The organism is Mesorhizobium sp. WSM4989, from assembly GCF_029625795.1.
Classification (GTDB): Bacteria; Pseudomonadota; Alphaproteobacteria; order Rhizobiales; family Rhizobiaceae; genus Mesorhizobium.
On sequence record NZ_JARTVN010000001.1, the window covers coordinates 737,857 to 759,331 of the forward strand.

The following is a 21,475-nucleotide window of genomic DNA, read 5'->3' on the forward strand; positions in this document are numbered from 1 at the left end:
TCCAAATCCCTATATTGGGCCATGGAAAAGCGAATCTACCCCCAAGCCATCGAATCGGTCGTCATGCCGGAGCCTTTCGGCAGGCAGAGTTTTGACGACGCCAAGAAGGCGGTCGCGGCGCTGGAGGCGCTCTACGACCGCAACACCAAATTCCTGCGCGATTCCTTCGCCAAGCTCGCCGCCGGCGGCGACGAGAGCAGGCGCTACCGGGCCTTCTATCCGCAGATCGGCGTCACCACCACCTCGTTCACGCAGATCGACTCGCGCCAGGCCTACGGCCATATGCCGACGCCCGGGCATTTTGCCACCACCATCACCCAGCCAAAGCTGTTCGAGAACTATCTCGTCGAGCAGCTTCGGCTCATCATGCGCAATCACGGCGTCCAGGTCACGGTGTCGGAATCGACGACGCCGATCCCGCTGCATTTCGCCTTCCTGGAGGGCACCTATGTCGATGGCACGGCTGCCGAGCGGATCAGGCGGCCGATCCGCGACCTGTTCGACGTGCCGGATCTCGACGGCACGGACGACCAGATCGCCAACGGCACTTTCGAGGTGGCGTTCGGCGAGCCGAGGCCGCTGGCGCCGTTCACGGCCCAGCGCATCGACTATTCGCTGCACCGCATGACGCACTACACGGCGACCAGCCCGCAGCATTTCCAGAATTTCGTGCTGTTCACCAATTACCAGTTTTACATCGACGAGTTCGTGGCGCGGGCCCGCGAGCTGATGGAGAGCGGCGGCGGCGGTTACAGCGAATTCGTCGAGCCGGGCAACCTCGTGACTAAGGCCGGGGCCGGCGCGGCGAGCGAAGGCACCCCGCCACAGCGCCTGCCGCAAATGCCGGCCTACCACCTGAAGAAGTCGGGCCATGGCGGCATCACCATGGTCAATATCGGCGTCGGCCCGTCCAACGCCAAGACCATCACCGACCATATCGCGGTGCTTCGGCCACATGCCTGGGTGATGCTCGGCCACTGCGCCGGCCTGCGCAATACGCAGGCACTGGGCGACTATGTGCTGGCCCATGCTTATGTGCGCGAGGATCATGTGCTCGACGACGACCTGCCGGTCTGGGTGCCGATCCCGCCGCTGGCCGAGATCCAGGTGGCGCTGCAGGAAGCGGTCGCCGAGGTAACGGGACTTTCCGGCTACGATCTCAAGCGCATTATGCGCACCGGCACCGTCGCCACCATCGACAACCGCAACTGGGAACTGCGTGACCAGCGCGGACCGGTGCAGCGCCTTTCGCAGTCGCGCGCCATTGCGCTCGACATGGAATCGGCGACGATCGCCGCCAACGGCTTCCGCTTCCGCGTGCCCTACGGCACGCTGCTGTGCGTCTCCGACAAGCCTTTGCATGGCGAACTGAAACTGCCCGGCATGGCGACGGAATTCTACAAGCGGCAGGTGGCGCAGCACCTCACCATCGGCATCAGGGCGATGGAGAAGCTGGCCGAAATGCCGATGGAGCGGCTGCATTCGCGCAAGTTGAGAAGCTTCTCCGAGACTGCTTTCCAGTAGCCGAGGCAACTCATCGTCTTGCCCGGGCCGCAATTTTGCCGATAAGCAGGCCTGAGCGAGAGTATGTCGCTGCAAAAAGATGCCGGCGACATTCGGCAGAACACGACTGACCATGACAACAGGCGGCGCGCGCTCAAACATGACGGCTGGGGTGGCATTCCTGGCGATGACGGCACTCACGGCCGCGCTGCTGGCCGGATTCCTCGGCGCGCTGCATCCGGCCCTCGATTCGTTCTCGCATTTTCGTATTCATCTGAGCGTGCTCACGGCGCTGCTGGCGGTGGCGCTGCTTGCCAGTTCCTACCGGCTGCAGGCGGCAGCAGCGCTGCTCTTCGCCCTCGCCTGCCTCGCCACGACGGCCAGCGCGCTGCCCAGGTTGTGGCCGCAGCAGGCGGTCGCCAAACCTGCCGACCGTATCGTCTACAGCCTGCTGCAGATCAATCTTCGCTTCGACAATCCGACGCCCAAGAAGGTGCTGTCGCTGATCGGCCGCACCAACCCTGATGTGATCACCCTCGACGAGGTGTCGGGAATGTGGACGAGAGAGCTCGGCTATATCACCGGCGCCTATCCGTACCGCATCCTCTGCCCCTACCCCAACGGCGTGTTCGGCGTCGCGCTGCTCTCGCGACGGCCTTTTGCCGCCGGCACGGCGCCGCATTGCGAGCCGCGCGGCGCGATGGCTACCGCCACGGTCGATTTCGGCGGCACCGGCGTCGATGTCGCGGCAATCCATTTGAGCTGGCCGTGGCCGCGCGAGCAGTACTGGCAGATCGGCGAGCTGGCGGGGCCGCTTGCCGCGCTCGGCGAAACCGCCATCATGGCCGGCGACTGCAACGCCGTGCCGTGGAGCGCTGCGGTGCGTCGTGTCGCCTCGCTCGGCGGACTGAGCGTTATGCCGTCGGCCGGGCCGACCTGGATCCATCGGAAGCTACCGGATTTCATCCGGCGCTTCGCCGGCCTGCCGATCGACCAGGTGTTCAGCAAGGGCGCCGTGACCATCCACTCGGCGACGCGGCTGGAAGACGCCGGTTCCGACCACTTGCCGGTGCTGATCGAGTTCTCGTTGCGGTCCGACGGCCGACAGCCCGAGGACGAGCATCAGTCGGCGCTGGCGGCAAACGCACAACTTGGCAACACGGGCGGTTAGCGTCGCATTGCTTCCCGCCGCATCGCCGGTTTCTGCTTGTGCCGCTAAGGCCTGATCAAAGCAGCGACGAGGTGCTCGACATGACCGCCTTCGCGGTGCTCGCGGGCATCGAAGGCATTTTGCCTGGCCTCGTATTCGGCATAGACGGCCTGGATGCGCCGGCGCGCCTCGCTGCGCGCCTTGTAGCAATAAGGGTCGTTAGCGACCCTAAGACCGGTGATCGAGCGATCGGTGACGCGCATCATTTCCCGGGCAATGCGGCCATGGGTTCCCTCGTGGGCGCGCACGCCGGCGAAGAACCGGTTCCAGCGCTTCTTCAATGCAGGCGTGGCTGGCGACGCCAAGCGGGGGAAAGTGTAAAAGAGACTGAGCGTTCCGTTTGCCTGCCGTATCCGGCACGAGCCCTTGTCCTGGATAACGCCAAGCTCCCAGTCGGCCGTATAGGCGGTCTGGGCGATGGCATGCGTCATGAAGCCGTGCTTGGGACCTTTGCTGCCCATCGCCTCGATGAGCGCCGCGCCCGAATTGCCGGCAATGTCATAGGTGCGCGTCTGGACCAGCACCCTGGTGCCGGCCGAAGCCTGCGGCGCGCAGAGCGCGCCGAGAGCGACAAGGCATGTCAGAACCGCCATGCGCATAACCGTCTCCTCCCTATCCTTAGGGAAAGGGAACACAAGCAGGCAGCGGATTCAACAGCCTTGAGGTTGCGCCGTCGCAACCGGTATTGCTCGTAGGTGCCGCCTGTTACCCGGCTCTCGCCAGCCGCAGGATGGCGGCTGGCGAGCCGGTGCGGCCAGACGTGGGGCTCACATGCCTTGGTAGACCGGCCCCTCTCCGCCTTGCGGGGGCACCCAATTGATGTTCCGGTTCGGGTCCTTGATGTCGCAAGTCTTGCAGTGGACGCAGTTCTGCGCGTTGATGACGAAGCGCACGTCCTTGGCGGACGGGTCGGCAGCGGCATTGCCGTCCTTGTCCACCCACTCATAGACGCCGGCCGGGCAGTAGCGGGTCGATGGCCCGGCGAACACGTCGTGCTCGGAACGCTGCTGCAGCGCCATGTCGCCGACGATGAGGTGCACGGGCTCATTTTCCTCATGGTTGGTGTTGGACAAAAACACCGAGGAGAGCCGGTCGAAGGTCAAGACGCCATCCGCCTTCGGATAAGCGATTTTCTGGTGCTTGGAGGCGGGCTCGAGCGTCGCATAGTCGGCCTTGCCGTGCTTCAGCGTGCCGAAGGGCGAGAAGCCGAACAGCGTGTTCAGCCACATGTCGAGACCACCGATGCCGACACCGACGATGGTGCCGAAGCGCGACCACAGCGGCTTGACGTTGCGCACCTTCTTCAGGTCCCTGCCGATGTCGCTGCCGCGCCAGGCGTCTTCATAGGAGGCGAGCTCGTCATTGGCCCGGCCGGCGGCAATGGCGTCCGCGACATGCTCGGCCGCCAGCATGCCCGACAGCACCGCATTGTGCGAGCCCTTGATGCGGGGCACGTTGACGAAGCCGGCCGCGCAGCCCATCAGCACGCCGCCCGGGAATGAAAGCTTCGGCACCGATTGCCAGCCCCCCTCGGTGATGGCGCGAGCGCCATAGCCGATCCGCTTGGCGCCCTCGAAGGTGCCTCTGATCGCCGGATGAGTCTTGAAGCGCTGGAATTCCTCGAAGGGCGAGAGCCAGGGGTTCTTATAGTTCAGATGGACGACGAAGCCGACCGCCACCTGGTTGTCTTCGAGATGGTAGAGGAAGGAGCCGCCGCCGGTTTTCATGTCGAGCGGCCAGCCGAAGGAGTGCTGCACCAGCCCCGGCTTGTGGTTCTCAGGCTTGACCTGCCAGAGTTCCTTGAGACCGATGCCGAACTTGGCGGGCTCGCGGCCGTCGGCAAGCTGGTATTTGTCGATCAGTTGCTTGGCCAAAGAGCCGCGCGCGCCCTCGCCGATCAGCACGTATTTGCCCATCAGCGCCATGCCCGGAGCGTAGGCCGGGCCATGCGTGCCGTCCTTCTCGACGCCCATGTCGCCAGTGATCACGCCGGTCACGGCGCCGGCTTCGTTGTAGACAAGGCTCGCCGCGGCAAAGCCCGGATAAATCTCGACGCCGAGCGCCTCGGCCTTGGTCGCCAGCCAGCGGCAGACATTGCCGAGCGAGACGATGTAGTTGCCGTGATTGTTCATCAGTGGCGGCATCAGGAAGTTGGGCAGGCGGAAGGACCCGGCGGGGCCGAGCACCAGGAAATGATCGTCGGTGACAGGCGTCTTGAAAGGGTGCCCTTCCTCCTCGCGCCAGCCCGGCAAAAGGCGGTCGATGCCGATCGGGTCGACGACGGCGCCGGATAGGATATGGGCGCCGACCTCGCCGCCCTTTTCCAGCACGACGACGGAAAGGTCGGGGTTGAGCTGCTTCAGACGGATCGCCGCGGCAAGGCCGGCCGGACCGGCGCCGACGATGACCACGTCGAATTCCATGCTCTCGCGTTCGATTTCGCTCATCTGCCCCTCGCTGGCTTGCCCTATTCTCGCATTTTGCTGGCTCACGCGCTGCATAGCGCATCAATTCGCGACGCGAAACCGGCGCTGACGTGACAAAGCCGATTTCGACAAAAAGTCGCGGTGTTCCATGCGAAACGGCCATCGGACAGGCGACGGCGAAGCATAGGCCAGGGCCATGCAGTTGGAAGGCCAGGCCTGTCCGGCACGTTTTTAATTGTTCGACGGCTTGCTTATCGGCAATACTTGGCCCCATGCGCACTCCCGAGCCAATCGGCTTTTCATTGAAGCGCTTACTCTTCACGCTCGGCGTGCTCTGCCGCGCGGTTCTTCCGCTCCTCTTTTCGCTCGGCGCCGCCCAGGCCGATCCGCAGAAAGTCTGGGCGGCCGGCGCCTACTCCTTTTCCGACGAGCTCGGCGGCTTCCGCATCACCGGCGCTTCCGGAATTGGCACCAAGGATGACCCGCTGGTCATCACCGAGGAGCTGAATTCGGCGACGCCAGTGACGCTGACCATCCGCGCGATCCGGCCGATCGAAGCCTTCGGCAGGGCCGGCAACGTGGCCAATGGGGTTATGTACATGCGCATCGACGTGCTCAACAACAGCTCCCTGCCCTGGGTCGAGTTCCAGTTCGAGCTGCAGGAAATCCTCGACCAGCCGAGCGTGTTCGGCGACGGTCTCTCCTTCGACCAGCGCAACAAGAATCCCGACAACATCGTCTCGAGCAACTTCGCCGATTTCGACCGCCAGTTCGAACCCTATGACCGGCTCTTGTTCAAGAACGGCAAGGTCGACCCGCTGAAGACGGCGACGTTCGAGTTCCTGATCACCGACTACACGCCGCGCTGGACATTCTTCCTGGTGCAGGATCCGCGCATACCGACGGGCTGACAGACATTGCGCTGAATGGCGAATTCCCGGCGGTTGCAAATCTTTGCCGCGCGGACGATGGTGGCGCCATGACTGCCGCCTCCCCCAACAACCCGATCGATATCGCAGAGCTGCTGGCCTTCTATGCCAGCGCCGGCGTTGACGAGGCGCTGGAAGACACGCCTGTCAACCGCTTCGCCGAGGCCAAGCCGAAGCAAGCCGAGCGCGCGCCGGCGCAGGCGGCGACCGCGCGTGAAAGCATGCCCCTGGAGCGGCCGGCATCGGAGCCCGGATTGGAGGCAGGCCGGGCGGCGGAACGGCCGGCGGCATCGACGGGACTTGACGCAAGCCAAGTGCCCGATGCGCCGCGGCGCCCGACGCTCACCACCGCCACGGTCCCCGACGAGGGGCAGATCAAGCTCGCGCGGCAGCTGGCGGCGAGCGCCTCGACGCTTGACGAACTGCGCCAGCAGATGGCGGCGTTCGACGGCTGCAATCTCAAATTCACCGCCAAGAACCTGGTCTTCGCCGACGGCAACCCGAATGCCGACCTGATGCTCGTCGGCGAGGCGCCGGGCCGCGACGAGGACCTCGAAGGGCTGCCCTTCGTCGGCCGCTCCGGACGGCTGCTCGACAGCATGCTGGCAGCGATCGGCCTCGACCGGACATCGGCCTATATTGCCAACGTCATCCCGTGGCGCCCGCCGGGCAACCGAACGCCGACGCCGCACGAGACCGAGATCTGCCGCCCGTTCATCGAAAGGCAGATCGAGCTGGTCAATCCGAAGGTGCTGGTCAATCTCGGCGGCCCTTCCGCCAAGACGCTGCTCAACACGACCGAGGGCATCCTGCGCCTGCGCGGCAATTGGCGCGTCCACACCACCCAGTCGGGCATTGCCATTCCAGCGATGCCGACGCTGCATCCGGCGTATCTGCTTCGCACGCCTGCACACAAGAAGCTGGCGTGGCGGGATTTTCTCGAGGTGAAGGCGAAACTGAGGGCGTTGGGGTGAAGCACCTTCCCTTCTCCCACAACAAGGGAGAAGGGGAGCGATAACCTCTCAGGTAATTGAATTACTCCCCTCGCCGGCCTACTCATCCCCCATGACAACACCCGACGTCTCCGCCGGCAGCCTCATTCGCGAGTGGCGCACGCGCCGGCGCATGAGCCAGCTCGACCTCGCCATGGAAGCCGATATCTCGCAGCGGCATCTCTCCTTCGTCGAAAGCGGCCGCGCCCAGCCTTCGCGCGAGATGGTGCTGCATCTGGCCGAGCAGCTTGCCATTCCTCTACGCCAGCGCAACCAGCTTTTGCTCGCGGCCGGCTTCGCGCCGAGCTTCAGCGAAAGGCCGCTGACCGATACGACGCTGGCGCCGGCGATGGCTGCGGTCGAGACGGTGCTCAAGGGCCACGAGCCCTTCCCGGCGCTGGCGGTCGACCGGCACTGGAACCTCGTTTGCGCCAACGCGGCGATCGGCCCGTTCCTGGCCGACGTCTCGGAGCCGTGGCTGCTCAAGCCGCCGGTCAATGTGCTGAGGCTCAGCCTGCATCCCGGTGGCGTCGCGCCGCGCATCGTCAACCTCGCGGAATGGCGCGCGCATCTGCTCGAGCGCCTCAAGCACCAGAACGACGCCACCGGCGACTCCATGCTGATCGAGTTGGAGAAGGAATTGCGCGGCTATCCGTCCGGGCTGAGGAGCAGCCGGCCGGCGCCGGTCGAGCCAAGCGGCATCGTCCATCCGCTCAGGCTCGCGCATGGCGATCAGGTGCTGTCCTTCATCAGCACGATCACCGTCTTCGGTACGCCGCTCGACGTGACGCTGTCGGAGCTGGCGATCGAATCCTTCTTCCCCGCCGACGACCAGACGCGGACCGTGCTGGTGCGGCTGGCGAAGGAGCGGACGGCCGCTTCGTAGGCTTACCCCTGCGGCGGCGTCGCCCTTCGGGTGCGCGTGCGCTCGAGGCCAAGTTGCCTTTCGCGCCAGATGATGAAGATGCCGGCGGCAACCACAATCACGCCGCCGATCAGCGTGTTGAGCGACGTCACATCGCCGAACACAAGATAGCCGATGACGACGCCGAGAATCATCGAGCAATATTCGAAAGGCGCCACGACCGAAGCCTCGGCGTGGCGGTAGGCGGCCGTCATCAGGATCTGGCCGAGCCCGCCGCAGAAGCCTGCCATGACAAGCAGCGCGGCTTGCATCGGCGTCAGCATCTGCCAGCCGAAAGGCAGGGTGAGCAGCGCCAGCACGCTCGCCGTCGAGGAAAACCACAGCACGATGGTCGCCGTCTTCTCGGTCTGCACGAGATTGCGCACCAGAAGCATGGCGACGGCCGAGATCGTCGCGGCGATCAGCGCCGCCATGACGCCAAGCACCTCCTGGTCGTGGAGCGCCTCGTCGGAATTCAACAGCGTCAGTTCCGGCCAGGAAACGACTAACACGCCGACGAGGCCGAAGGCGACCGCGCTCCAGCGATAGACGCGGATCGTCTCGCCCAGGAAGATCGAAGAGAACACCACGACCAGCAGCGGCTGGGCGTAATTCAGCGTGATCGCTTCGGGAAGTGGCAACCTGGTCAGCGCGAAGAAGCCGAGCCCCATGGCACCGACGCCGACGACGCCGCGCGCGATGTGGTTGAACGGCCGTTTCGTGGCGAATGCGGTGGCCAGCTGTCCCTTGAAGGCCAGGAAGGCGATGATCGGCAAGATGGCGAAGAAGGAGCGGAAGAAGACGATCTGTCCGGCGGGCACGGCGCCGGCCGCCTTGATACAGGTCTGCATGCCGACAAAGACCGCCACGGAGACGATCTTCAGCGCAATGCCGCGCAGCGTATTGTGGCCGACGGGATGATCGACGGTCATCTTGCCTCGTGACGATGGTCGGAAAACGAAGCCCAGAAATAGACCCTGGCGCAGTTTTGTCGAGTGATCGTTTGGTGTAAAGAGCGCGGACTTTAGAATTCCCTCACCAGCAAAGCCTGCTGCCCACCCGAATTGATAGGAAAAACGACGGAATGCGCACAGATACCGGCCATGTCTTCAAGCTCGAAGACTACCGCCCCAGCGACTATCTCATTCCGCGGACCAGCCTCGATTTCCGTCTGTCTCCGGATGCCACCCGCGTCACTGCCGTGCTCACCGTCGAGCGACGCCAGGGGGTCGCCGCTTCCGCGCCACTGATGCTCGACGGCGACGGGCTGAAGCTGCTCGGCGTTGCCATCGACGGGCAGCTACTCTCGGAAGTCGATTATCAGGCTACGCCCGACCAGCTGACCGTTCCGACGCCGCCGGCGGCACGGCGCTTCGAGCTTCGTCTCGAGACCGAGATCGCGCCGTCCAGCAACGAGTCGCTGATGGGCCTTTATCGCTCCAACAATGTCTATTGTACCCAATGCGAGGCGGAGGGGTTTCGCCGCATCACCTATTTCCTCGACCGTCCAGACGTCCTCTCGGTCTATACCGTGCGCATCGAGGCGCCGCACAACGAGGCGCCGCTGCTGCTGTCCAACGGCAACCCCGTAGAAAGCGGGGCGCTCGCGGATGGCCGGCACTATGCCGTCTGGCACGACCCCTACCCGAAACCTTCCTATCTCTTTGCGCTAGTGGCTGGCGCGCTCGGCAAGGTCGCGGGCAGCTTCACCACCCTATCCGGCCGCAAGGTCGAGCTCGGCATCTATGTCGAGCCCGGCAAGGAGCGGCTCGCCGGCTACGCGATGGATGCGCTGAAGCGCTCGATGAAATGGGACGAGGAGGTCTTCGGCCGCGAATACGACCTCGACGTCTTCAACATCGTCGCCGTGTCCGACTTCAACATGGGCGCCATGGAGAACAAGGGCCTCAACATCTTCAACGACAAATATGTGCTTGCCGACGAGGAGACGGCGACCGATGCCGATTTCGCCAACATCGAGGCGATCATCGCGCATGAATATTTCCATAATTGGACCGGCAACAGAATCACTTGCCGCGACTGGTTCCAGCTCTGCCTGAAGGAAGGGCTGACGGTTTACCGCGACCACGAATTCTCGGCCGACCAGCGCTCGCGCGCGGTAAAGCGCATCGCCGAGGTGCGCACGCTGCGCGCGCATCAGTTCCCCGAGGACCAGGGGCCATTGGCGCATCCGGTCAGGCCGCGCCGCTACCGCGAGATCAACAACTTCTACACGGCAACAGTCTACGAGAAGGGCTCGGAAGTGGTGCGCATGATCCGCACCATCCTCGGCGCGGAGACCTTCCGCGCCGGCATGGACCTCTATTTCGAGCGGCATGACGGCGAAGCGGCGACGATCGAGGACTTCCTCAGAGTGTTCGAGGACGTTTCTGGCCGAGACCTCACGCAGTTCGCGCTCTGGTACCATCAGGCCGGTACGCCGAACCTGACGGTGAGTTCCTCCTACAATGCGGCGGCCAAGGCATTCACGCTGGAGATCGAACAGTCGGTGCCGCCGACGCCGTCGGAAAGCCGCAAGCGGCTGATGCATATTCCCCTGGCCTTCGGCCTGGTCGGCGCCGGCGGCAAGCCTGTCGCCTGGGCAGCCGTCGATGGCGCCACCGTCGAGGACGGCATCATCCATGTCCGAAAGCGGCGGCACACGGTGCGCTTCTCGGGGGTTTCGGAGCGACCTTCGGTGTCGCTCAACCGCGGCTTCTCGACGCCGATCACGCTCTCGGTGCAGCAGAAGGCCGACGACCAGTTCTTCCTGGCCAGCCATGACAGCGATCCTTTCTCGCGCTGGCAGGCCTTCAACACGCTGCTCACCGACGCGCTCATAGCGGCGTTCCGCCAGCTGCTGGGCGGCAAAGAGTCGGCCTTCGACGCAAAGCTCGCCGAGCTTGCCGGAAGCATTGCCCGCGACGAGACGCTGGAGCCGGCCTACCGGGCGCTGGCTCTGTCGCTGCCCGGCGAGGCCGATATTGCGCGCGACATCGGCCAGGGCATCGATCCCGACGCCATTTTCGTCGCCCGCGAGGCGCTGGCGCGGACGATTGCCATGGCGAATCGCGAGATCTTCTCGGCCCTTTACGCCAGCCTGGCCGACAACGGTCCGTTCACGCCCGACTCGGCAAGCGCTGGGCGCCGCGCGCTGCGCAACATCCTGCTCGATTACCTGTCGCTCCTGCCCGAAGGCGCGGCGCTTGCCGCGCGGCATTTCAACGCCGCCACCAACATGACCGACCGCGCCGCGGCGCTGACCGTGCTGGCGCACCGCCATGCCGGCTCCGCGCAAGCCGAGGAGGCGCTGTCGGCCTTCGAAACGAGATACAGCGGCGATGCGCTGGTGCTCGACAAATGGTTCCAGATCCAGGCCGGAGTGCCGGGGCCGCTGACCGTCGAAAACGTGCGCGGGCTGATGCAGCACCCTGCCTTCTCGATCGCGAATCCGAACCGGGTGCGCTCGCTGATCGGCACCTTCTCCAGCGCCAACCAGACCGGCTTCCATCTCGCCGACGGCCAGGGCTACCGCTTCTTCGCCGAGACCGTGCTGGAGGTCGAGAAGCGCAACCCGCAAGTGGCAGCACGGCTGGCGACGGCGCTCAGGTCCTGGCGCTCGCTGGAACCGGTCCGACAGAACAAGGCAAGGCAGGCACTGCTGCAGATCGCGAACGCCGACAACCTGTCGGCCGACCTGCGCGACATCGTGGAGCGGACGCTGGTGTGATTAGCAATCTCCCTCGTGGGGGAGATCAGCAGTTTCGACGAATTTCAATCAACTTTTAATCTTTTTTGGCCGCGCCTCTGGACAAGGCGAATCACCTTTGATTCCTTATTGACGATTCGGACGTGCGGCGTAGCCGGATCGTCAAGTATGCGGCAAATCGGGGAGTGCCATTTATGGCCAAGACGGACGCGTGGGGCGCGCCCGGAGGGAGAGCTTTTGCGCGTCGCGAGGCAAGGAGCGGCGGGCCTGCCGGCAATGCGCGTCTGATCGCCGAACCCGCCTACCAGCGGCTGCTGGCGGCGGAACCGCTGCTGCGCCGCTCCATCCCCGCACTGATCATCATCTTCCTGATCGTCATCGCCGCACTGCGCTTCCTGTCGCTGGTGAACGACCGCGACGCGGTCGAACGCGACGCCAAGTCGGTGCTGGCGTTAGCCGCCGGCCAGATGGCACAGGCGATTACGGCCGACCCGAACGCAGCCGCCGTGAATGCGACGGACCTTCTGGAGAAGACCAGCCGCCAGGGCGCCATGGGTCGCAGCCACGTGCTGGCCATCACCGACGGCGCTTTCAAGATCGTCGCGGTATCGCCATTGTCGACCGGCTGGCAGGGACGCTCGCTGGACAGCCTCGTGCTCGGCGGCCAGCCGCTGTTCATGTTCGGCGACCGCGCCGGCGTTATGGATGTCAGCATCGGCGGCAAGGACTGGTTCGCCGCCGTCAGCCTCACCGGCGACCGCAACAACGCCGCGGCGGTGCTGGTGCCCAAGGAGGCGCTGTTCGACAGCTGGCGCAAGACGGTGTCGCTCAACGTCACGTTGTTCGTGCTGACGGCCGGCGTGCTGATCGTCATCCTTTACGCCTATTTCGGCCAGGCGGCGCGCGCCCAGGCGGCCGACCGCATCTATCTCGAAGCGCATCAGCGCATCGACATGGCGCTGGTGCGCGGCCGCTGCGGGTTGTGGGACTGGGACATGGTGCGCGGCAAGATGTACTGGTCGCGCTCGATGTACGACATGCTAGGCTACGAGCCTTGCGACACAATGCTGTCCTTCGGCGAGGTCGACGAGATCATCCATCCCGAGGACGGCGACCTCTTCGAGCTCGCCAACTGCATCGTCGAGCGCGAGATCGACCATATCGACCAGGTGTTCCGCATGCGCCACGCCGACGGCCAATGGGTGTGGATGCGCGCCCGCGCCCAGGTGATCGACCCGGAAGCGCCCGAGATCCAGCTGATCGGCATCGCCGTCGACGTCACCGAGCAGCGGCATCTCGCGCTGCGCTCGGAAGCGGCGGACATGCGGCTGCGCACGGCGATCGAGAACATCAACGAATCCTTCGTGCTATGGGATGCCGCCGAACGGCTGATCATGTGCAACTCCAAATTCCAGCAGGACAACGGGCTCTCGGACCGCGACGTGATGCCGGGCGCAACCCGCGACATGCTGGAGGAGCGCATGCTCGCCTTCGCCTCGGAGCGCAGGCTGGCCAACGCCAACGGGCCGCATGGCGGTGTGACGCTGGAGCGCCAGCTCGCCGACGGACGCTGGCTGCAGGTCAACGAGCTCAGGACCAGAGACGGCGGCATCGTCTCGGTCGGCTCCGACATCACCCAGATCAAGCTGCATCAGGAAAAGCTGGTCGACAGCGAGCGCCGCCTGATGGCGACCATCCACGATCTTAGCCTCGCCCGCCGGGCCGAGGAGGAACGCGCCAAGGAGCTTGTCGAGCTCAATCGCAAATACATGAAGGAAACCGAGCGCGCCGAGGCCGCCAACCGGGCGAAGTCCGAATTCCTCGCCAATATGTCGCATGAACTGCGCACACCGCTCAACGCCATAATCGGCTTCTCCGAGCTGATGCAGCAAGGCCTGTTCGGACCGCTGGGTTCGGAGCGCTACGAGGAATATGCCAGCGACATCAACGGCAGCGGCAAATACCTGCTCGGCGTCATCAACGACATTCTCGACATGTCGAAGATCGAGGCCGGCCAGTTCTCGCTTGACCGCGAGGAAATCGACCTCTGCCCGCTGATCAGGGAAACGGTTCGCGTCATCTCGCTGCAGGCGGCGGAGAAGTCGATCACGGTAGAGACGCGCATCGCCGATGCGATGCGGCTCTACGCCGACCGCCGCGCGATCAAGCAGATCGCAATCAATCTGCTCTCCAACGCGGTGAAGTTCACCGGACAGGGCGGCAAGATCACGGTCAGGGCGCGCAGCGCCTCAGGCGCGCTGGTGCTCACCATCGAGGACAATGGCTGCGGTATCCCGAAGCAGGCGCTGAGCAAGCTCGGGCGGCCGTTCGAGCAGGTGCAAAACCAGTTCTCCAAGAACCACACCGGTTCCGGCCTGGGCCTCGCCATCTCGCGTTCGCTCGCCGAACTGCAGGGGGGCGCGCTGAAGATTCGCTCCACCGAAGGCGTCGGCACCATCGTTTCGGTGCGCATCCCGCTGAAGAAGGCGCCGCCCATGGTCAAGGTGGCGGCTTAGCTGGCGCGCTGAAATTCGAAACGCCGGCGTCAAGGAATGACGCGTGGATTACCCTCGCGAGATCGACGCTCCCGCGCGAAGCAGAAGGTCGAAATCCTTCCGAATCTTTCGCGACGTCTCCTTGAGATGTGCTTCGAGCACACCGAAATCCGGCAGGTCGGTGGCCGCCAGAAGCAGATCAGAAAGCCCAGGCGGAACATCGTCGCGCTGGAACTCGCCGGTAAGGCAGAGCCTGATCATCTGGGTCAGCGCGAGATAGAGCCTCCAGGCCTCGCAAAGCTCCTGCCGAACATCAGGCGCCGCGTAACCGGGGGCCAGCCGCGCCAGCACTTCCGCCGTCGCGGTTGCCCGCCTACCAGCCTCGACCGCGCCGGTGATGACCGCGACCTGGGCGATGAATTCAAGGTCGATCAGGCCGCCGGGGATCAGCTTGATGTCCCAGAGATCGCGCGGCGGCTTTTCCGTGTCGATCAGCGCCCGCATCTCGGAGGCATCCGCCTTCACCTTGGCGCCGTCGCGCGGCTGGGCAAGAACCGCCGCAACCTCGTCTTCGACCTCGGCGCAAAGCGCTGCGTCACCGCCGATGGCGCGTGCTCGTGCCAGCGCCATATGCTCCCAGGTCCAGGCATCCTGCCGCTGATATTTCTTATAGGCGTCGACATGGGTGGCGACGGGCCCCTTGTTGCCGGAGGGGCGCAAGCGAAGGTCGAGCTCATACAGGACGCCTTCGGCCGTCGGCGCCGAGACGGCGGCGATCAGCCGCTGCGTCATGCGGGTGTAGTAGTGTGAGGGCGCCAGCGGCTTCTCGCCATCGGAGTCTTCCGCATCCGCATCGTGGTCATAAAGCAGGATCAGATCGACATCCGAGCCGGCAGTGAGCTCGCGGCTGCCCAGCTTGCCCATGCCGAGGAGCGCGACCCTGCCCCCGGCAATCCTGCCATGGCGCAACGCGAACTCGGCGATGACTGCGTTGAGCGCCGCTTCGATCGTGAGGTCGGCCAGGTCGGAGAAGGCGCGACCGGCGCGCCCGGGATCGATGGAGCCCGCAAGCAGCCGCACGCCGATCAGGAATTTCTGCTCGGAGGCGAAGATACGCAGCCGGTCAAGCACATCCTCATAGGCGCGGTCGCCCTCGATGAAGGCCGCAAGCCGCGCCGAGAGGTAGGCGCGGTCGGGCAGTTCCGCGAGCAACGCCGGATCGAGCAGACCGTCGAACACATGCGGGCGGCGCGTGATGATGGCGGCGAGCCGCGGAGCGGCGCCCATGATCGTCGCCATCAGCTTGAGCAGTGCCGGATTGGACTGCAAAAGCGAGAAGAGCTGGATGCCAGCCGGCAGGCCGGCGAGGAACTCGTCGAAGCGGATCAGCGCCTCGTCGGCGCGGCGCGTCTGGCCGAAGGCTTTCAGCAGCGCCGGCGTCAGTTCCGTCAGCCGCTCGCGCGCCTCCGCCGACTGGGTGACGCGGTATCGGCCGAAATGCCAGCCGCGAATGACACGGCAGATGTCGCTCGGCCGCTGAAAGCCGAGGCGATGCAAGGTCTGCAGCGTGTCGGGATCGTCGACATCACCGGTGAAGACCAGATTGCCGACGCCGGCCGACAGTTCGGGTGCCGTCTCGAACAGCGCCGCATAATGGCGCTCGACCTGCTGCAGCGAGGCGCGGAAAGCTTCCGCGAATTCCGCCTCGCCGGTGAAGCCGAGCATCAGCGCGATACGCTCCAGTTCCTCGTCCTCTTCTGGCAGGACATGTGTCTGCTCGTCGGCCACCATCTGGACGGCATGCTCGACACGGCGCAGGAACCAGTATTGTCGGGTGAGCGCATCGCGCGCATCGGCGGTGATCCAGCCGCGTGCGGCGAGCGCGTCCAGCATCGGCACCGTTTCGCGGCCCCGCAGTTCCGGGAAGCGGCCGCCGGCAATCAGCTGCTGCGTCTGGACGAAGAACTCGATCTCGCGGATGCCGCCGCGGCCGAGCTTGACGTTATGGCCTTTCACCGCGATCTCGCCGTGGCCCTTGTGGGCATGGATCTGGCGCTTGATCGAATGGACGTCGGCGATCGCGGCGTAATCCATGTATTTCCGCCAGACATAGGGCTGCAATTCCTTGAGGAAGGCCGAGCCCGAGGCAAGGTCTCCGGCCACCGGCCGCGCCTTGATCATGGCGGCGCGCTCCCAGTTCTGGCCGCGGGCCTCATAATAACGAAGCGCCGCCTCGACCGGGATCGCCAGCGGGGTCGAGCCGGGATCGGGGCGCAATCTCAGATCGGTGCGGAAGACATAGCCATGCTCGGTGCGGTCCTGCAGGATGCGCACGAGACGGCGGGTGAGGCGCGAGAACAGCTCCGTCGCATCGAGCGGATCGACCACCGCCGGCGCCTCCGGATCGAAGAAGACGACGAGGTCTATGTCGGAGGAAAAATTCAGCTCATGCGCGCCGAGCTTGCCCATGCCGAGCACAATCCAGCTCGAGCCGCGAGCCGGGTCTTCCGGATGGGGCAGCTTGAGCTTGCCCTGCCCGTGCGCGTCGAGCAGCAGGAAATCGACGGCGGCGCGTGTGCAAGCATCCGCCAGGTCGCTCAGACGGCGCACCGTCAGCGCGGTTTCGGCCTCGCCGGACAGATCGGCCAGCGCGATCAGGAAATGCGCTTCGGCCTTGAACTGCCTGAGTTCCATCATCAGGCTCGATTCCGAAACATTGTCGGCCCGTGCAGCGCGATCGACCGCCTCGCCGATCTCGTTGAGACGCGCTTCGATCGTCTGGTCGAACAGCTTGTCGAGAATGGCCGGACGGCGGCGGGCCGTATCACGCAGGAACGGCGACAGGTCGAAGATGGCGGCGAGCAATTCCTGCAGTGCTCCCTGGCCGGCGAGGAACGCGGCCAGACGCGGAAGGCCGTCTTGCTCGGCCGCGTCAGCGATCTCGGACAATTCCCTCCGGGCATGGTCGCCGCCGAGCGGGCGAAGCGCCAGCGTCGGTCGGAGTTGCCATTCCGTATCGATCTTCTTTTTTGCCATCCTTGCCGCCATCAATGCGTCTCCCGGGCCGGGAAACTCATGACTACGGACAATCCGGGATTGGCGGGCAGAAGATCAAGCCTGCCGTTGTGGAAAGTCATGATCGCCTTGGCGAGGCTAAGGCCCAGGCCCGAGCCCGGCTGCGAACGGCTCTTCTCCAGCCGCACGAAACGCTCGGTGACCCTGGCGCGGTCGGCATCGTCGGGAATGCCAAGGCCATTGTCGGAAACGGCGAGCTTGACCTCGCCGCCGATGCGCTCCAGCGTGACGCGCACCTTCGGGCTCTCGGCGGCGCCGGTCGAGTATTTGATGGCGTTGTCGACGATGTTCGACAGCGCCTGGCCGATCAGTTCGCGATTGCCGTTGATGGTAACCGCTTCCGGCACCGCGGTTTCCAGCACGACGCCCGCCTCTTCCGCCACCGGCTCGTAGAGCTCGACGACATCGCTCACCGTAGCGGCGAGGTCGACCGGGCCGGTTGTCTCGGAGGAATAGCCGGCCTCCAGCCGCGAGATCATCAGGATGGCGTTGAAGGTCTTGATGAGCTGGTCGGACTCGGCGATCGTTCCCTCCAGCGCCTGACGGTAGTCCGTCGTCTTGCGCTTGCCGGCAAGGGTGGCTTCGGCGCGGTTGCGCAGCCTGGTCAGTGGCGTCTTCAGATCGTGAGCGATGTTGTCGGAGACCTGCTTCAGCCCCTCGTTCAGCATGGCGATACGGGCAAGCATCGTGTTGAGGTTTTCGGACAGGCGGTCGAATTCGTCACCGGCGCCGGTCACCGGCAGCCGTCCGCTAAGGTCGCCGCCCATGATGCGGCGACTTGCGTCGGAGACGCTGTCGATGCGTTTCAGCGCGGCGCGCCCGACGAAGAACCAGATCAAGAGGCCGCCGAGCCCCATCATGCCCAGCGCCAGCATCAGCGCGCGGCGGATGACGGCCCGGAAGCGCTCGGGCTCGCCAAGATCGCGGCCGACCAGCAAGATCATCTGATTGGGCAGTCGCAGCACCAGCGCGATAGCGTTGTGGCCTTCTTCGCCTTCCGACCGAGCGCTGCTGTCGCCCGGGGACGGCGCGCTCTGATCGGTGCCACCACCACGCAACCGGTCGAGTTCGCCCTCACCGAAGCGATGGTACGAAAAGGGCTCCGTCGTCCAGCCCTCGGTTTCGATGATTCCCGGCTCCAGGCTCTGCACATTGCCGGTCAGGATCTGGCCGTTGGCGTCGGCGATCAGATAGAGGTTGGCGCCAGGCTGGCGCGAGCGGGCTTCAACCACGCGCACCAGCAACGGCAGGCCGCCATTTTTGTATGCGCGAGCCAAGCCGAGGATCTCGTCATTGATCGTGTCCTGGGTCTGCGCCGTCAGCATGCGCGCCGAGAGCGACGTCATGTAAAAGACGAGCAGCACGGCGCAGAGAGCGAAAAGCAGAAGGTAAAGCGCCGAGAGCCGGGCCGCCGTCGTCTTCATGATGGCCGGCAGGGAAAGAGCCATGTTCGCCTAGATCAGGATGACGATTGGCTGCACGGTAACCCCTTGTTGCAGCATCTTTTCCGAAACGTTCCCTGACTTTCGGTTTGGGATCATGCTCTAGCCGCCTTTCAGCATGTAGCCCGCGCCGCGGATGGTGTGCAGGATCGGTTTGTCGAAACCCTTTTCGATCTTGCCGCGCAGGCGCGAGACATGAACGTCGATGACGTTGGTCTGCGGATCGAAATGATAGTCCCAGACATTTTCCAGCAGCATGGTGCGCGTCACCACCTGGCCGGCGTGGCGCATCAGATATTCCAGCAGGCGGAACTCGCGCGGCTGCAGCGTGATCTCGCGGCCGGCGCGCTTGACCGAATGCGACAGACGGTCGAGCTCGAGATCGCCGACGCGGTAGACGGTCTCGGTTTCCCGGGCGCCGGCGCGACGGTTCAACACCTCGACGCGGGCAAGCAATTCGGAAAAAGCGTAGGGTTTGGTGAGATAATCGTCGCCGCCGGCGCGCAGCCCGGTGACGCGGTCGTCGACCTCGCCCAGCGCCGACAGGATCAGCACCGGCGTGGTGTTGCCGCGCGAGCGGAGCGCTGCGATCACCGACAGCCCGTCGCGGCGCGGCATCATGCGGTCGACCACCATCACGTCATAGTCGCCGGCGTCGGCAAGCGCGAAGCCGGTCTCGCCGTCCCCGGCGACATGGGCGGTGTGGCCCGCCTCGGCGAAGGCTTTCTGCAGGTAGTCCGCAGCCTCGCGGTCGTCTTCCATGACGAGAATCTTCATGGAGCCGTTATACGCGATTTCACTGGAAGGTTGAGGGGCAGCCATGACTCAGCGCCTTTGCGTTCGCCAGCCGCATGTCGTGATCCCAGACCGGTACCCACTTGCGGGCACCGTGCTTGGCAAGCGGCAGCGGGTGATGGGAAACCCGCTGCCGCAGGAGCGAAACACGGTGACTGACTGACGTGCTCGGCCCCATGTTTTCCCGGCGGCGGCTCGGGGGTGTTGAAACCGCCGCAAGGAAAAGTCGCTGAGCAATTCCAGGAAAGGCGTGAAGCGGGTTTCCGTCCGGAATTGCGTCAAACAGAGAGTTAGAGCGGTTCTGCGTTCTCGAGGAGCGATTGAACCGCTCTCTCAGATCAGCCCTTTCCGACCGGCAGCGCGACGAAGCGGTTGCTATCGTCGCGGGTGATCTGCATCAGCACGGCCTTGCGGCCCGACTTGGAGGCATCGGTCATGGCCTTGGAAACGTCGTCGGTAGTGTTCACCTCGTTCGAATTGATCGAGGTGATGACGTCGCCGGGCTGGATGCCGCGGTCGGCCGCATCGCTGTCCGGATCGACATCGGTGACCACCAGGCCCTTGCCGTTTTCCGACTTGGTGACGGTGAGGCCGAGATCGGCAAGCGTATCGGCCTTGGCGGGAGCCGCCTGCTTGTTGCCGTCTTCGTTCGAGGCCTGCTTGTCGCTCGAAGGCAACGTGCCGAGGTCCACCTTGACCGTCTCGTTCTTGCCGTTGCGCCAGACAGTGACATCAACCGACTTGCCCGGCGCATAAGCGCCGATCATGCGGGCGAGTTCCTTCGGCGAGGCGACGTCCTTGCCGTCGACCTGGGTGATGACATCGCCGGCGACGATGCCTGCCTTCTTGCCGGGACCAGCGTCCTGCGCGCTCGAAACCAGCGCGCCCTTGTCCGACTTCAGGCCGAGCGACTCGGCGATGTCGGAGGTGACCGGCTGGATCTCGACGCCGAGCCAGCCGCGCTGGACGGAGCCGTTCTTCATCAGGTCTTCGACCACCTGCTTGGCGGTCGAGGCCGGAATGTCGAAGGCGATGCCGACACTGCCGCCCGACGGCGAGAAGATGGCGGTGTTGATGCCGATCACCTGGCCGTTGAGGTTGAAGGTCGGACCGCCCGAATTGCCGCGGTTGACCGAGGCGTCGATCTGGATGAAGTCGTCATAGGGGCCGGCGCCGATGTCGCGGCCGCGGGCCGAAACGATGCCTGCGGTGACGGTGCCGCCGAGGCCGAACGGGTTGCCGACCGCCACGACCCAGTCGCCGATGCGGATCTTGGAGTCGTCGGCGAAGTCGACATAGGTGAACTTGCCACCGCCATCGACCTTCAGCACGGCGAGGTCGGTGCGCGGATCGGTGCCGATCAGCTTGGCGTCGAGCTCCTTGCCGTCATTGGTGACGACGGTGAAGTCGGAGCCTTCCGAAACCACGTGATTGTTGGTGACGAGGTAGCCGTCCTCGGAAATGAAAAAGCCCGAACCTTGAGCCACGGGGCGCGGCTCGCCATTGCCGTGGTTGCGGTGATTGAAGCGGGGCATGCCGAACTGGCCGCCCTGATCGCCGAAGCCGCGGAACTCCTTGAAGAAGCGGCGCAGCTGCGGATTGTCGGGCAGGTTGTCGAAGCCGTTCTGATCGTCGGAGCCGTCATCGGCCGTCGGCTGGATCTTGGCCTTCACCTTGACGCTGACCACCGCCGGCGAGACGCGCTCGACGACGTCGGCGAAGCTCGGAACCTGCGGAGCCTCGACACGCACAGCATCGGCCAGCACGGGCGCAGTGCCGGTGGCAAGCGCGCCTGCGCCGACCGCACCAATGACGGCCAGGGACGCGACAGCCGCCATCAGGCGCTTGCGGGTGCTTGAATATGAATCGGGGGCAATATTCATGGGTCTCGTTTCCTCTTTCGAAGTGGATGCGCTCAGGAGAGCATCCTCGGAAAAGAGACTTAGTGAGGCGCACATTACGGCGCCATTTCCGATATATGAAAATTTTGTAATG

General features: G+C 64.7%; 14 protein-coding genes. 7 read left to right on the forward strand and 7 right to left on the reverse strand.

Annotated features, from left to right (window positions below):
- Window positions 1-63: 63 nt before the first annotated feature.
- Together P9217_RS03780 and P9217_RS03785 are read left to right on the forward strand one after the other, a co-directional pair.
- Window positions 64-1,524, forward strand: coding sequence for an AMP nucleosidase (locus P9217_RS03780; RefSeq protein WP_245299647.1), 1,461 nt, complete (start codon window positions 64-66; stop codon window positions 1,522-1,524).
- A 112-nt stretch (window positions 1,525-1,636) separates the two neighbouring features.
- On the forward strand, window positions 1,637-2,674 hold the full coding sequence (locus P9217_RS03785; RefSeq protein WP_278086623.1) for an endonuclease/exonuclease/phosphatase family protein: 1,038 nt from the start codon (window positions 1,637-1,639) through the stop codon (window positions 2,672-2,674).
- A 44-nt stretch (window positions 2,675-2,718) separates the two neighbouring features.
- On the opposite strand, the gene P9217_RS03790 is transcribed toward P9217_RS03785, so the two are convergent.
- Both P9217_RS03790 and P9217_RS03795 read right to left on the reverse strand, forming a co-directional pair.
- A complete protein-coding gene (locus tag P9217_RS03790) occupies window positions 2,719-3,312 on the reverse strand; it encodes a DUF922 domain-containing protein (protein ID WP_066997555.1) in 594 nt (197 codons plus the stop codon).
- 168 nt (window positions 3,313-3,480) lie between these two features.
- The gene (locus tag P9217_RS03795) at window positions 3,481-5,160 is read right to left on the reverse strand and encodes an electron transfer flavoprotein-ubiquinone oxidoreductase (RefSeq protein ID WP_095823701.1); all 1,680 of its coding nucleotides are present in this window, start codon (window positions 5,158-5,160) and stop codon (window positions 3,481-3,483) included.
- Between the two features lie 251 nt (window positions 5,161-5,411).
- On the opposite strand from P9217_RS03795, the gene P9217_RS03800 reads away from it, so the two are divergent.
- The 3 genes from P9217_RS03800 (at window position 5,412) to P9217_RS03810 (ending at window position 7,946) form a co-directional block, all read left to right on the forward strand.
- Window positions 5,412-6,050 (forward strand): hypothetical protein, encoded by a 639-nt coding sequence (locus P9217_RS03800; RefSeq protein ID WP_067321008.1) that lies wholly within the window; start codon window positions 5,412-5,414, stop codon window positions 6,048-6,050.
- 68 nt (window positions 6,051-6,118) lie between these two features.
- Window positions 6,119-7,042, forward strand: a complete 924-nt coding sequence (locus P9217_RS03805) for a uracil-DNA glycosylase (RefSeq protein WP_095823702.1) — start codon at window positions 6,119-6,121, stop codon at window positions 7,040-7,042.
- A 91-nt stretch (window positions 7,043-7,133) separates the two neighbouring features.
- Window positions 7,134-7,946 carry a helix-turn-helix transcriptional regulator gene (locus P9217_RS03810; protein ID WP_095800144.1) on the forward strand — a complete coding sequence of 271 codons (813 nt, stop codon included), beginning with the start codon at window positions 7,134-7,136 and terminating at the stop codon, window positions 7,944-7,946.
- 2 nt (window positions 7,947-7,948) lie between these two features.
- Here P9217_RS03810 and P9217_RS03815 read toward each other — a convergent pair whose 3' ends face one another.
- Complete coding sequence (locus P9217_RS03815) at window positions 7,949-8,896, reverse strand: DMT family transporter (RefSeq protein WP_278086622.1); 948 nt, start codon at window positions 8,894-8,896, stop codon at window positions 7,949-7,951.
- Window positions 8,897-9,048: 152 nt separating this feature from the next.
- Here P9217_RS03815 and pepN point away from each other — a divergent pair, with 152 nt between their 5' ends.
- Both pepN and P9217_RS03825 read left to right on the forward strand, forming a co-directional pair.
- Complete coding sequence (pepN, locus tag P9217_RS03820) at window positions 9,049-11,694, forward strand: aminopeptidase N (protein ID WP_278086621.1); 2,646 nt, start codon at window positions 9,049-9,051, stop codon at window positions 11,692-11,694.
- 173 nt (window positions 11,695-11,867) lie between these two features.
- Complete coding sequence (locus tag P9217_RS03825; RefSeq protein WP_278086620.1) at window positions 11,868-14,189, forward strand: PAS domain-containing sensor histidine kinase; 2,322 nt, start codon at window positions 11,868-11,870, stop codon at window positions 14,187-14,189.
- A gap of 48 nt (window positions 14,190-14,237) precedes the next feature.
- Here the strand turns inward: P9217_RS03825 and P9217_RS03830 are convergent, their stop codons facing one another.
- From P9217_RS03830 to P9217_RS03845, 4 genes are all read right to left on the reverse strand, one after another.
- A complete protein-coding gene (locus P9217_RS03830) occupies window positions 14,238-17,216 on the reverse strand; it encodes a bifunctional [glutamine synthetase] adenylyltransferase/[glutamine synthetase]-adenylyl-L-tyrosine phosphorylase (RefSeq protein WP_189413603.1) in 2,979 nt (992 codons plus the stop codon).
- Window positions 17,216-18,691, reverse strand: coding sequence for a HAMP domain-containing sensor histidine kinase (locus tag P9217_RS03835; protein WP_067320986.1), 1,476 nt, complete (start codon window positions 18,689-18,691; stop codon window positions 17,216-17,218). Before P9217_RS03835 ends, P9217_RS03830 begins: the two co-directional genes overlap by 1 nt.
- A 96-nt stretch (window positions 18,692-18,787) precedes the next feature.
- Window positions 18,788-19,462 carry a response regulator transcription factor gene (locus P9217_RS03840; protein ID WP_066997584.1) on the reverse strand — a complete coding sequence of 225 codons (675 nt, stop codon included), beginning with the start codon at window positions 19,460-19,462 and terminating at the stop codon, window positions 18,788-18,790.
- Window positions 19,463-19,818: 356 nt separating this feature from the next.
- Window positions 19,819-21,363, reverse strand: coding sequence for a Do family serine endopeptidase (locus tag P9217_RS03845; RefSeq protein WP_095823709.1), 1,545 nt, complete (start codon window positions 21,361-21,363; stop codon window positions 19,819-19,821).
- Between the last annotated feature and the right edge of the window lie 112 nt (window positions 21,364-21,475).